Origin of the sequence: Paraglaciecola aquimarina (genome assembly GCF_032464635.1) — a bacterium.
Lineage (GTDB): Bacteria > Pseudomonadota > Gammaproteobacteria > Enterobacterales > Alteromonadaceae > Paraglaciecola > Paraglaciecola aquimarina.
Map to the genome: position 1 here is coordinate 2,524,525 of NZ_JAWDIO010000002.1, position 12,553 is coordinate 2,537,077.

The 12,553-nt window shown below is 39.3% G+C and carries 15 protein-coding genes; 1 reads left to right on the forward strand and 14 read right to left on the reverse strand.

The genetic code is table 11. From position 1 onward, the window contains the following. Positions 1-8: 8 nt before the first annotated feature. Positions 9-965, forward strand: coding sequence for a sugar-binding transcriptional regulator (locus tag RS130_RS12585; protein WP_316026225.1), 957 nt, complete (start codon positions 9-11; stop codon positions 963-965). Positions 966-1,131: 166 nt separating this feature from the next. On the opposite strand, the gene RS130_RS12590 is transcribed toward RS130_RS12585, so the two are convergent. The 14 genes from RS130_RS12590 to RS130_RS12655 all read right to left on the reverse strand — a co-directional run bounded on the left by RS130_RS12590 (position 1,132) and on the right by RS130_RS12655 (position 12,429). Beyond that, the gene (locus tag RS130_RS12590) at positions 1,132-2,973 is read right to left on the reverse strand and encodes an arylsulfatase (protein WP_316026226.1); all 1,842 of its coding nucleotides are present in this window, start codon (positions 2,971-2,973) and stop codon (positions 1,132-1,134) included. A 173-nt stretch (positions 2,974-3,146) separates the two neighbouring features. Then, on the reverse strand, positions 3,147-4,295 hold the full coding sequence (locus RS130_RS12595; RefSeq protein ID WP_316026227.1) for a LysM peptidoglycan-binding domain-containing protein: 1,149 nt from the start codon (positions 4,293-4,295) through the stop codon (positions 3,147-3,149). Between the two features lie 99 nt (positions 4,296-4,394). Then, positions 4,395-5,489 (reverse strand): hypothetical protein, encoded by a 1,095-nt coding sequence (locus RS130_RS12600; RefSeq protein ID WP_316026228.1) that lies wholly within the window; start codon positions 5,487-5,489, stop codon positions 4,395-4,397. Between the two features lie 140 nt (positions 5,490-5,629). After that, complete coding sequence (locus tag RS130_RS12605; RefSeq protein ID WP_316026229.1) at positions 5,630-6,142, reverse strand: hypothetical protein; 513 nt, start codon at positions 6,140-6,142, stop codon at positions 5,630-5,632. Further along, on the reverse strand, positions 6,139-6,450 hold the full coding sequence (locus RS130_RS12610; protein ID WP_316026230.1) for an SPOR domain-containing protein: 312 nt from the start codon (positions 6,448-6,450) through the stop codon (positions 6,139-6,141). Before RS130_RS12610 ends, RS130_RS12605 begins: the two co-directional genes overlap by 4 nt. After that, entirely contained in the window at positions 6,444-6,767 is a 324-nt protein-coding gene (locus RS130_RS12615; RefSeq protein ID WP_316026231.1) for a hypothetical protein, read from the reverse strand. The genes RS130_RS12610 and RS130_RS12615 overlap by 7 nt, the downstream gene beginning before the upstream one ends. 23 nt (positions 6,768-6,790) lie before the next feature. Next, a complete protein-coding gene (locus RS130_RS12620; RefSeq protein ID WP_316026232.1) occupies positions 6,791-7,189 on the reverse strand; it encodes a carboxypeptidase-like regulatory domain-containing protein in 399 nt (132 codons plus the stop codon). Between the two features lie 19 nt (positions 7,190-7,208). Then, complete coding sequence (locus RS130_RS12625) at positions 7,209-7,460, reverse strand: hypothetical protein (protein ID WP_316026233.1); 252 nt, start codon at positions 7,458-7,460, stop codon at positions 7,209-7,211. Positions 7,461-8,087: 627 nt separating this feature from the next. Continuing rightward, on the reverse strand, positions 8,088-9,467 hold the full coding sequence (locus tag RS130_RS12630; RefSeq protein WP_316026234.1) for a hypothetical protein: 1,380 nt from the start codon (positions 9,465-9,467) through the stop codon (positions 8,088-8,090). Between the two features lie 16 nt (positions 9,468-9,483). Then, entirely contained in the window at positions 9,484-10,260 is a 777-nt protein-coding gene (locus RS130_RS12635; protein WP_316026235.1) for a hypothetical protein, read from the reverse strand. Continuing rightward, entirely contained in the window at positions 10,260-10,553 is a 294-nt protein-coding gene (locus RS130_RS12640) for a hypothetical protein (protein WP_316026236.1), read from the reverse strand. Before RS130_RS12640 ends, RS130_RS12635 begins: the two co-directional genes overlap by 1 nt. A gap of 546 nt (positions 10,554-11,099) precedes the next feature. Next, on the reverse strand, positions 11,100-11,378 hold the full coding sequence (locus RS130_RS12645; RefSeq protein WP_316026237.1) for a hypothetical protein: 279 nt from the start codon (positions 11,376-11,378) through the stop codon (positions 11,100-11,102). Next, a complete protein-coding gene (locus RS130_RS12650) occupies positions 11,348-11,695 on the reverse strand; it encodes a hypothetical protein (RefSeq protein ID WP_316026238.1) in 348 nt (115 codons plus the stop codon). The genes RS130_RS12645 and RS130_RS12650 overlap by 31 nt, the downstream gene beginning before the upstream one ends. Positions 11,696-11,706: 11 nt before the next feature. Continuing rightward, complete coding sequence (locus RS130_RS12655) at positions 11,707-12,429, reverse strand: hypothetical protein (RefSeq protein ID WP_316026239.1); 723 nt, start codon at positions 12,427-12,429, stop codon at positions 11,707-11,709. Between the last annotated feature and the right edge of the window lie 124 nt (positions 12,430-12,553).

Sequence of the window (12,553 nt, forward strand, 5' to 3'; positions counted from 1 at the left end):
AGGTAAGCGTGACAAAGTTATCCAATACCGAATCCAGAAAACTAGACGACGCAGCGCGTGCAGGATGGTTATATTATGTGGCCGGCAATACCCAAGACGAAATAGCTAAAAAGCTAAACATCTCTCGTCAATCAGCACAACGTATGGTGGCGCTATCGGTTTCCGAAGGTTTGATTAAAGTGCGACTTGAACATCCAGTGGCTAAATGTATGGATTTAAAAACCCAACTCATTGAGCGCTTTGATTTGCAGGATTGCATTGTGATCCCTAGCGATGCACAAGACCCTTCTTCTACCGTGGGTTTGGCCCAAGCGGGAGCGAGTGAGATAGAACGCCATTTGAAATCTGCAGAGCCGAAGGTATTGGCAATGGGCACGGGCAGGGTGCTTCGAGCCTGTGTAGAAGAACTGTCGATGTTGAATTGCGAACAACACAAAATTGTTGCGCTACTTGGCAATATGGCGATTGATGGTTCAGCCTCACCCTACAATGTGGTGGTGAGTATGGCCGAACATATTAACGCTAAACACTACCCAATGCCGCTACCAGTGTTACCCCGTAGTAAAGAAGAAAAAGAACAACTTCATGAACAATTTTATGTCGCCAATAATTTGAAACTTGCCGAAAATGCAGATGTTACTTTTGTTGGGGTGGGGAATTTAGGCCTTAATTCTCCATTACATCTGGATGGATTTATCACTAAACCTGAATTGGATGAACTACTAAATAAAGGCGCGGTAGGTGAGATAATTAGTTGGGTGTACGATCAAAATGGCCAACTAATTGATTGTGCAGTGAACGACCGCGTGGCCAGTACCCCGTTAAAAATAAAATCAGATAAGTTTGTTTGCGCTATTGCAGCAGGTGAAGAAAAAGTCCCCGCTATTTTAGGCGCGGTACGTTCTCAATTGATAAATGGTTTGATTACTAACGAATATACCGCAGAACGTATTTTAAGTTTTTAACTTGCTTAGTAACCTGAGGTCTGGATAAGCAGAACCTCTGGAAAACCCTCTTTTTGTGTTTAGCGTAAACGAGACTATTTATGCAGAATCTAGGGTAAGTATTGCCACCACAATATGGTGGCAATGACATCATGTCACTACTCATCACTCACTAGTGAAAGTCTCACTAATCGGTAGAAGTTAAGTACATGTAGTAGGCGCTTAGATCTTTACCTTGGGTATGTAACAGTCCTTCCACCTTGTGTAAGCCTTTGGTTAGATGAACGTTGAAAGCGGCTGTTTTTTGCTGTGGTGAAACTTTTTGCATCGTCTTTTGCTGATCTAAGATAAGTTCTACCGCTTGCACGTGAATTGCTTGGCTCGGCAATTTGTATAATGTAAAGCCTTGATCTAGGCGTTTCTCACTAAAGTCCTTTTTATATGATTGATTAAAACCTAAGCCAGACTCTTTTGGCCAGCGGCTAAATTCTAATTGATAGTTTCCGGCAACTTCTACATCTATATACCAAGCACCGCGATTGCGAATGCCCGCGCGAACATGTGATTGATCGTAAGTGGCTATATCGCCCGACCAAGCTTGAGAAGTCAACACCACCTCGGCTTGCTTGGCAGGGTTGATAACGGTAGGAGATAGTCGTTGATCTTGAGTTACGTCGCTCCACCATTCTTGATAGAAAGCCTGTAGCTCTGCAGCTTTTTTCGGCAACTGCTTAGCGAGGTCTTTGCTTTGAGTTGGGTCATTTTCTAGGTTAAATAACTTATTGCCCACTAAACGCCATTTGTCTTGCAGTACCACATAGTCTTTATCTTTGACTAGCGCACCATCACCTAAAGGTTTGCCAAACGCAGCTTGATTGTGGATCACCATTTTACGGTGTGCCAAATTATCTTGGTTGTCTTTTATCACCTTCACTAGGCTAGTGCCATCAAAGTCCACGGGTTTTGGCAGCGTTAGTTTTAATAGATCGACAAGGGTAGGGAGAACATCAATTTGAGCGGTAAGTTGCTGGCGAGTTTGGTTACCCGTAAAGCCGCCTCGTGGCCAATACCAGAACGATGCTGCGCGATGTCCGCCTTCGTAGGCTGAGGTTTTACTGCCGCGCATATTGGCATTGTAGCCTGCCACGGGTAAGCCATTTTTAGGCCCTTCATAGCCTTTACTGGTACCGTTGTCTGTCATGTATAAAATTAAGGTATTGTCAGCTAAATCATGCTCTTCCAAGTAAGCTCTTAATTTACCCACATTGCTGTCTACTGTGCCAATCATGGCATAAAAGCGCGCTCGGGCTTCGGGTATGCCTTTGTCTAAATAAGGTTTGAATAACGCTTCTTCAACATTAAAAGGGCCGTGGGGAGTATTGGCGGCTAAGTAAATAAAAAATGGTTTTTGTTCAGATTGACTTTGGTTAATGAATTTCTGGGCCTGATCAAACCACACATCAGTGGTATAACCTTGGGTTTTAACTGGCTCACCATTTTCATAATAGGTGTCATCAAAGTAATCATTGTCCCAATAGTCAGGTGTTTCGCCAGCTACGCCACCACCATGAATAAAAGACTTATCAAATCCACGATCTGTGGGTCTAAAAGGATAGTTGTCACCTAGATGCCATTTGCCAAAAATACCAGTGGCATAATTGTTGTGTTTAAACACATCTGCCATGGTCATTTCTTCTTTGTATAAATGATTGCGACCGGCAAAGGTTAGCCATACCCCCACTCGGCTAGAATATCGACCTGTCATTAATCCGGCTCGTGACGGAGAGCAGGTTGGATCCACATGAAAATCAGTCAGTTGGATCCCATCTGTAGCGAGTTTGTCTAAGTTCGGCGTCTTAACATAAGGATTACCCGTCACCGAGAAATCGCCATAACCTTGATCATCAGACAAAATCACAATGACATTAGGCGCTTGGTGTTTGTCGCTATTTGCATGATGCTTAGACCAAGCATTAACGCCAAAGACACTCAGCAGTAAACAACAAGCAATTGCTAATATTCTATTCACTTATATTTCCCATATGGTTAACAATTTACAAGTTGTGATTGTATATTTAATCCTATGGAATTGTATATAAATTATTGTGGGTTAGAAAAGCCCGGTAAGGATGACGGTTTAATCAAAGCGCGGTGCCTAGTTTAGTTATACCCAGTTATTACGTTAGGAATGAAGAAACTGCTTTATTCCGACACTCGAATGCGGGTTCCTAGGGGAATATCGTCAACCCGTAAATTCGGGTTCCAACGTAACAGATCGCCAATCAATACTGCATAAGTCTTGGATAACCGATACAAGGTTTGACCTTTTTTCATTACATGGTATTGAGTAGAATCACTTGGTTCAGGGACTGTATGCAGCGAGGAATTGGAGGCTTGCTTTGCAACAGTTAGGGGCAGAGGATTAGACTCAATATCAATTGGTTGTTTTACCGTTTTAGAAGAGGGTTGGTCAGGTTCAGACTGCTGCAAAGCCAGGGCTCGGCGTTGTTGTCTTCTACTAAAGATAATATATTTACGGGTGTATTCATTATTCGGGAATAACGAATATAAGTGCTCACCATATTTGTTGACTTGCGCTGCTTGGTTTAGGGCAATGTAGACCTCAATGGCATCCCAAAGGGTTTTGGCGTCGACTTTTACCTTGCTTGTTTCGTAGCTTTTCATTAACTCTGCAGCGGCAGAAAATTGTTGTTTAATGATATGTAGCCTGGCCAGTGCCAAATAAACGCTAGGATCGTTTAGCTGTTTGATATCGAGCTTATCTAACCAATAACTGGCTTGCTGCCAATGTTGTTGATCAAAAAAGCATAAACCGATTTGAGAAATAGCCTGATTGTGAAATGGCTTTGTATTGCTAGGTGAGGGGGAAAGCTCTGTATGGCTGGCGCTTGCCGTTGACAGGTTTTTAAGTAGCGCTTCTCCATAACCTTCCAACGCCGGCCATTTATGCTCAGCACAAAAGTAGTCGAGTAAATTCTCAGAAACGAATTGCTTATTGAGCTGCAGGTCAAACTGTTTATTATTCAGCGCCGCTAAAAAAGCCCGTTGAGCTTCGATACTGTCTCCCTTGGCTGCGTTTAACTCAGCCTCAAGTAAACTTGCCTGTGCGCTTTCTTCGATATTTTCAATAGAATTAAAAAGCGCCTCAGCTTTTTTGACATTACCTGTAAGTAAATAGGCACGAATATAAGAGAGGGTGTTCTGTTTAGGGTTAGGGTTGTTGCTTGCTATTTTGCTGACTTTATTTTCGGTTGGGGAGTCATCGAGGTGTGTCGAGGAACAAGCCGCTAATATTAATAATCCGCTTAACAATAATGAATATCTGACCAACCGCTTTTCCAACTTATTCTAAACCACTGTACTTAGCTTACCGATTTTAGTGATATTAAGCTAACTAATTACAGCTAAAATATCTAGCTATTTTACATGCTAACTAGTTGTAATATTTTGAAAATTACAGGGGGCGATATCAGAAATCGCGTAGCTATCATTTTGGACTGTTTTTACAAAATAGAAAGGCCTTGTTTGAGAGAACAAATAGCCTGGTTGTGGGTAAAGGCTTAGCCCATCAATTAGCACTCGGGCTTGTGCAATGACATCTATTTGAATCCGCTCAGTTCCAATTTTCTTTACTAAGCCGAAGGTGTTATCTGAATAGCTGCAGACCAACGCTCCTAAATAAATTGATTTCAGCTTGGCTTGTTGCCAGTTTTCTAGCATTGTTAAACCCGTTGACGCAACGGTTCCGAGTTGCTTCCCAACGCGCTCATCAGGCGTCGGCATATTTGTATCCCAGTTTTTACTTTCCTCAATTGAATTGGTCTTAATCCAGTTTTTACTTTCCTCTATTGAATTGGTCTTAATCCAATTATTACTTTCCTCCATTGAATCGGTTTTAATCCAATTATTATCGGGATTTATAGATTTGCCTCTATTCCAATTGCCACCAGGGGACTTAGAATCGGTAAGAAAATCAGACTCGACGACTTGGAGGTCTGTTGTTAAATAGTCAGATAAAGAGGCGATAAGGTCTTGTTTATAGGTCGGACTCAAAGAGTTTGAAACGGGAGATATAAACCCACTTTTAGAAAAAGCTAGCAATTTTTCTTCCGTTATATTTTGTTCTAAATGGTCAATAAATGCCGCTAAGGAGTTAAATTTTAGCTGGCGATTTAACAGTAGGGTTAGGTACTTCTCTAAAATTTCAGGAACACTGGCTCGGTAATCAGCCAATGCTGTGTTAAGTCTTGTCAATCTACCGTAAAACTCAAAAAAACGTCCTTCTTCAGCGTAAAAGAAACTAGTTAGTTGTGTTTGCTCGTTTTTGAAGGCTGAATCATATAAACCTAAATTCTGACATTCCTCTGCACAAGCGAATTTTTCAGCAAACGCAGGCGATAGTAAATCGACTTCCGTAGAATTCGAATCATGGTTTAACTGTACATTGACTATTGAAAAAGAGAGGGGCTCTGAAGTGGAATTAATTTGTACTCCCGCTGTTATTGTTAAGCCATAAGGTTTCAATTCATTACCCGCATATCGGGCTAATTTTTGCCACTTAGTTACTTCTTTGGCATGTTCTTGGCCGATATAGTCTAGTTTCGACTGACAGCCAATCAATAATAAACAAAGAAGTGTATAAGTGTGTTTAAGAACCATAATATTTAAGGAGCCTCTGACCAAGTGATAGCCGCTTCCATTTCTATTTGATGTGTCATATCAGGAGTAAAAAAGGTTGCATTTGAGATAATGATTTGACCTCCGAACTTAATGTTAATTCTGCCTAAATTCCCTGAGCTGGCAATGTGATTTTGGCTAGGGATAATCGTTATATCATCTACATCGGAAGTGATTTTCCCAACGGGTGTAAAAGTCAAACTGTCGCCATTTTCAGGAGCACGAGAATTTACCTGAATATTAAAAATAGTATTGCTGGGAGCAATAATACGATAGTGAGCAACTTCACCTTCACCACTAATGATGCACATTTGAGAGCTAAGTAGATCGGTTACTAAAGCTGTTTCGACGTTCATTTCGCAACTACCGGAGGTTGGTAAAAATTTAGAAAAATGGAGTTGACTAATTTCGATCATATATGGATCTGCCATAGTCACTTTAGAATACAGGACAAGTAGCAGAGTAAATAAGTAAGGGTTAAACTTTTTTGTCATTTTCATTTACTCCAAATAACCGTAACGTATTGTTCCGTGTTGACAATAAACCCATTTTTTTCTACACGGTTTAAATATTGACTAGCAGCCGTTTTGTCTTGAAACACTTGACTAACTAAGCAATACATTGGTTTTTGATTAATATTTTTTTGAACAATACTAAGCTGTTCAATATGAGCGAAGTTTTGAGTGAGTCTTTTTGCCGTATTTAAGTCATTTAGGGCCGCATATTGTACAACAAACCCAGTTGATAATAGTGAATTGGTATCTAAAACTATCCGTTCTATCGCCTGAGTATTGTTACTTTCTAGCACAGTTTCAGCCGCCACTTTTTCATTTGTAAAAGATTTTTTTGCGCCGGATTATTAATGGGGCTTGAGTTTTCAGTGTTTTCCTTCAACTCAGTAGTTGGCAGCTTTGGAACGGGTTGTTCACTTTCTAGTGGCAGAACCGCTGATGTTTTTATAATGACATTTTCTGTTGGAGATAATATATCATGATAAGCAGATGAACTTACGGCTGCTGTAGTTAATTTATCCCTTAACTCTTTGCGCTCTTGAGCTGTGCTTTGCATTTTAATTTCTTTAAATTTAGCTAGATGAAGTGCGTCTAGTGAATAAGGAGCTTTCATTGCGCCTTTTGGAGGTAAATGAATTAATTTGTCGTTTTTAGTTTCAGGATAGGGGCGTAATTATCATCATCTAAATCAATTTTAAGTAATTTATTTGCACCTATCTCTCCAGATTCACTGCGAGAAAGCTCTATGTTTGGTAATAGAATAAATCCCCCTTTTAGAGGACTGTTGAACTCAAAACCAGCTACTTCAGCTTGCAAGCCTTTATCAGTTAAAAATTGCTGATCAATTTTAACTTGATAATTTCCTAGCATAAGATTGTTAAAGCTAACGTATCCATCAACATCGCTTTCTGCTTGGTACTCGTCTCCAGTTGATATATTACTTACTATAATAGGAGCATTACCTAGACTTGAAACTTGATCTTGGTTGATGAGTACAACAAAAAACTCCAACTCGGTGGTTAAATAAAATGGCAAATTAATCTTTTGGACTGAGCTAAGGGTGACTATAAATTAAATAATCATTATTAAGCGAGGTTCCACCAGTCTTCCATTCAGCCCGCAATGCTGTTATGCCTGAATTGGCACCAAATAATCGAGCACGACCGTCTGAATTAGTTTGTACATTATCCCACTGTTTTCTGCCTGAAAATGTTACATCAGGCAAATCATAATCTAGCTCATCAGGTATGCCATTTAATTGGCGATCTAGGTAGGTGTGTACGTCTAATGTACCAGTAGAGCGCATACTATCATTACTAAATGCGACCCTGTTATTAAAATAATCGTATGCAAAATTTACTGAAATGCCAGCTGTTACTTGCCACTTATCACTGGAGTTATAATTGGTTCTTAGGTTAATTTGATGTGTGTCCGCTAAGGACAGCTAGGTTATATCCCAGTGACCATTTATTATCTTTAAAGAAAGATGTATTAGAAAGGTTAAAAACATGGCTGTTATTCCAATTGTCTCGAAAGTTATAAGACACGCTAGCCGATATAGAATCTCCATTAAATTGTTCATCAGCTCTTAAATCGTAAGGTATCGTACTATTAAATCGAAAGTGCTCATTTACTCGAGCACTGATATTTATACTGCCAGTCAAACTGTCGTCCACGCTATTATTAGTTCTGTATATAAGTGAGTTAGATATGTTAAAAAATCTTAAGATAGTGCTGATTCTGTGTTTTGCTATTTTTTCATGGTTAAGGTCAATAGAAGTTTCTTCATAACTAAGACTATTCACTACTGAGCCAGTTCTAATATTATAATCAGCGTATAAATTTGAACTCTTGATATCTTGCAAACCATTAAGCTCTTCAACACTAGTTTGGTATTGTAAAGTGAAATTATCATTTGTGATAAAAGAGGTCGCTAAAGTTGTGTTTTGTGTGAATTTTTTTCACTTAGTGACAATTGATTCTCGAAAAACCAACCAGGTAATGTTATTTGGTTTTTTAGTAAAAAAGATTTTGCACTATTATTATCATTGATATCTTGGATATTGACGGTCGCACCTACCTGCCAATTGTCGAGTAATCCAAGATTAAAGTTTGCGGATATATCATCTATATTAAATTCAGATAAATCGATATCTAATAAAGAGCTGTCTTGTTCTACAAAGGAAAGTCCGAAAGCGCTGTCACCTTGGGCCAGTGAGTTTTTACGGACACTAACGCGTTCATAAACGGTCTCTTGCTCACCGTATGGGCCATATAGCACTATTTTAAATTCATTAGCACCATATTGAAGCTCCATATTTTTGAACTCCATCAATCCATCATTAGGTACTACACGACTTTCTAGAAAAATACTATTATGGTAAATATCTGCTTCCCAGCCCGGCTTAGCTGTTATGACAAAGTTTGTTGTCATATTTTCATGTTGATTATTGATGTTGTTTGCTGAAAATTTAAGTCCTAGGCCACGGGAGCTGCCTGACAGAAGGTTAGATCTATTCAACCAGATATCACCAAAGCTATATTGATCCCATATACCTAAAATTTTGTCGCCAGGAAACTGAGGATAGCGAGTGAACTCAACTCTAGAGTTAGTCTGATCCGAATCGTGAGATACTGTGATATTGGCAGAGTGGTAAGCAAGATCCGATACTGTTTGTAAAACTCCACTAAAGTTTTGTTTAATATCATTTTTTTGATACTCAAGGTTTAAATAGCCGGTTGGTACAGTAGCTAATCTATATTGGTCTGGTACAGTAATGACATTTAAACTGGAGCTATTATTTTCATATTTGTCTTGTACTAAAAAGTTATTTATTTGTCGTTGTTTTTGTCTCTTATTTAGTAATTTATAAGGAAAGTCTACCAAGTGACCAGATAGATCAAGTTTTAGCGAGTTAGTATTGATGCTAATTTCTGTAGCAAATATTTGTTCAAATATTTCAGAATGAATAAAATAAAAACTACCATCAAAGAACCATTGCCCTTTATCACTAGCTTGCTGAGTTAATGTAAGTTGCTTAGACTTCCCATCAAATTCTACACTTAGCGTATTACCAATTAAAGAGTACTTAACCCTTAATCCTTCAAATAATGGGGTTAAGGCAATATACAAGTTTTCTTGATATTCGTAGGCATCGACAGAAGGAAATGCACTTTTCTTTTGATCAGTAACATCAAAAATATAGAAATCGGCTTGGTTGAGATCGATCCCTTCTAATTGAGTTAAAGTCTGCCCCCAAACGTCACAAGAGCAGCTCAAAAACAAAAATACTAAACTTATTCGAAGATGCATAATAGCTATCCAGTTTTTAAAACGCCGTTATTTGTTGTTCAATTAGTAAATTGCCACCAAATTTAGGATCTTCTTTAAAACGCACGGTTAAAGGTAAATTGAAGGACTTATCTATGGTTAAGGTTACCTTTTTACTGGGACTCTCCCAATAGATAGACATTTCTGGTTTAGAGGCTAAAACCTGACCTGTACTTTTTTCAATTATTTCTAGATCACCGGTTATCGCACGATTGCCTGTTGTTTCAATGGTGACGTCAATCTGGTTCTTGGACAATTCCAGAGTTTTAAAACTCGCGCTTGCTGCAATATCACCAGTGTGAACAATGACGGGGACATTGAGCACAATAGTCGGTTTCAGTGTCACTCTTTTTGTCGTGTTAAGTTCATTATCATCGGTTATGGTTTCGCACCTTATGGCTACTAAACCTATATACTCGCCATTAGTTACTCCGGGCCGACGTCTATAAGACAGCTTCACATTTTGAAATTGCCCTGAGGATACTTCAAATCTTCTTGGTGCGAAACGTATCAAGTTTTTTGGACTATTTGTGGACACTTTCCCTTCTGGTAAAAACTGAATAACACTGTTATCACCTATTTCGGCATCTCTAATTTTAATTTGACATCGCTGCAACGCAGGCTCTTCGCTAACTACATATATCGTTGCTAAATCTTTCTCGGGCGAAAGATATAGGCGTTTAGTACTAATGGATATAGCCTCAGCAGTAGATGTGAAAAACGTCATTTCAAAAATTAAGGCTAAAAGTAAACCTAGTAGTTTAAAATACGTCATTATTTACCTTCCTGTAGATTTAGTTGAAAAGTTGCATTGCCCCCATAAAGGGAGGTTTCTAGAAATACAATTTTCACTTTTTTATCTTGATGGCCCCCCAAGTTAAATTTCAGGTCTTTGTACTTCATTTCTGGGTAAAATGCGAAGTTACGCTGTAAGGTTTTAAGCTCTTGCCCATCTTCTGTCATTAACAGAATATCACCTACAAATGAGCGATTACCTGAATGGTTTAATCTAAAGGTAACAGACTTGTTTTGCTTACGAATATTTGAAAATGAAAGCTGTAAGGTCATTTTGTTTAGTGGCGCAGTGCGCAATACTAGCGGGATGGAGTGCGCTATAAGTGGCGATAAACTTACCCCAACTTGTTGTGATTTATTTTTTACCGGTACACATTGAAAGTTTACATAGGTACGATGTTCTGCAATGCTGTCATTTATTTGACGTCGATACTTGAAAGTAACGTACTGAAAAGATTTAGGTTGGATAGTAAATTGGCGTGGGGAGTAGCGAAATCTATCTTCCGCCGCTTTAGAAAGTTTTTTTGTTCGGATTCGGTTAATTTAACAACCTCACCATTTTCTTTGTACAGCACATAGCTAAAAGACACCTCACACTGCTCTGTAAAGACGCTATTATTTTTAACTATAAATTTATCTTGCGAATTATCACTATCCAAATAAATCCGGTAAGTGCCAAACGACGCGGCGTTCACCATATTACTTAGAAGTACTAAAAAAAGACCAGTGACTAAACGTTTTTGCATATTACTTTTTGCACCTCAATACCGTATATATACGATATTGAGAAGCAATAAGTAAGCCACTTTTTATTAGGTTTTATTGATAAATAACGTCAATGTCAAAGGTGGTTGTATAAGGCATTGCAGATGCTAATGTTGTTTGGTTAGTAATTGTACCACCCATAATGACTCTATTGGTTCCAGCAGCAGTAAATGCATTTAGTGCTGCTGATGCTTCTACAGTAGCTGCTGATGCAGTAGTTATAGTATCTCTTGCAGCGCCACCATTATAGTCTATTACTACACCTGAGGGGACAAAGCCTATTTCAGTTGCTGCGCCAGCAGTTAATGAAACTTGAATACTGGCACTGGCCACTGATTGAATAGTATAGATACCAGTAGTTGTCCTTCTCCTGAACAATCACCTGACAATGTACCGCCAGCTGGGGTTGTTGTGGGGTTACCTTCGTCAGATTGTGTAACCGCCGCTCCTGCTGTGGCAGACATAGTACAAGTCGCTGCCTGAGCTAAACTTAGTACCTGACCGAAGTCCATTGGTGTTTCTTCGGTTACTGTGATGACTGGTAATGTTTCAAATGATAACGGAATAGTCACATCTGTAGCTAATGCGGTGCCTGCTAATGGTACTGCTAGCAAGGGCATTAATTTTTTTAGGTTTTTTGAATTAGTCATAATTTTCCCCTTTATTCGTAAACAACAGTAACAACGATATTATCCGCAACAGGTGTACCCTGTGCAATACCCGGTGCTTCAATGGTGAGTTCGCCTGCTAAAATCATGCGAACTTTGCCTTCGATAATTGTGTCATAATCATCAGCATTCGTGCCATCAGTTTCAGTACCATAGGCTGCGGCCATTGCAACTCCGGTAGCAGAACCAGATGCTAAAGACGTGCAAGGGTCAACGGAAGAATCACCACCATAGTTAACGTAGCAACTTTCATCAGAAGGGCTATATGTCCATCCTGTTCCGGAAACCGTGGGTATACTAATACTAACGGTTGAGTTAGGTACACCATCTATTTCGATAATGGCTGCAGCGCCACTGGCTTGGCCAGCCGTGTCTTTATTGCATGCGCCTGTAGTACCTGGGTATACCGAACCAAAAATTTCCCCCGCACCTGGGTCTAAAGTATCATCAGCGCCATCTTGGTCTAAGTCATGGGCCATATCTGAGTCGCTAAAGGTGGTTGCGCCATATATTTTACAAGAACCACCAATTTGACTGCCTTTAATTGTGGCGCCAAATTCGACAGTTTCAAATCCAGTAACAGGTGCTGCGACTACGTCTGGAATACCCGAAGCAGTGATAGTGAAAGTTTCCGCACTAGCAGTAGAGGTAATACCTGCACCTATTATTAAGGTACTCGCTAGTAGCGTTTTTTTAAATCTTTGTGTTGGTTGCATAGCAACACTCCTATTTAACAAAGTTACAAAGTTGAGTTAATTGGTAAGGCTTTATGACGCTATCAACTAACAATTATTATAACGCTAAAGCTTAGTATTAACCTTAACGACTATTTTGAGTTTA

What these genes read in the sequence shown, in the direction of transcription:
- RS130_RS12605 (WP_316026229.1), bottom strand. Translation starts at nt 6,142, where the DNA reads ATGAAAATGACAAAAAAGTTTAACCCTTACTTATTTACTCTGCTACTT.
- RS130_RS12615 (WP_316026231.1), bottom strand. Translation starts at nt 6,767, where the DNA reads ATGAAAGCTCCTTATTCACTAGACGCACTTCATCTAGCTAAATTTAAA.
- RS130_RS12625 (WP_316026233.1), bottom strand. Translation starts at nt 7,460, where the DNA reads ATGCGCTCTACTGGTACATTAGACGTACACACCTACCTAGATCGCCAA.
- RS130_RS12630 (WP_316026234.1), bottom strand. Translation starts at nt 9,467, where the DNA reads ATGCATCTTCGAATAAGTTTAGTATTTTTGTTTTTGAGCTGCTCTTGT.
- RS130_RS12635 (WP_316026235.1), bottom strand. Translation starts at nt 10,260, where the DNA reads ATGACGTATTTTAAACTACTAGGTTTACTTTTAGCCTTAATTTTTGAA.
- RS130_RS12640 (WP_316026236.1), bottom strand. Translation starts at nt 10,553, where the DNA reads ATGACCTTACAGCTTTCATTTTCAAATATTCGTAAGCAAAACAAGTCT.
- RS130_RS12650 (WP_316026238.1), bottom strand. Translation starts at nt 11,695, where the DNA reads ATGACTAATTCAAAAAACCTAAAAAAATTAATGCCCTTGCTAGCAGTA.
- RS130_RS12655 (WP_316026239.1), bottom strand. Translation starts at nt 12,429, where the DNA reads ATGCAACCAACACAAAGATTTAAAAAAACGCTACTAGCGAGTACCTTA.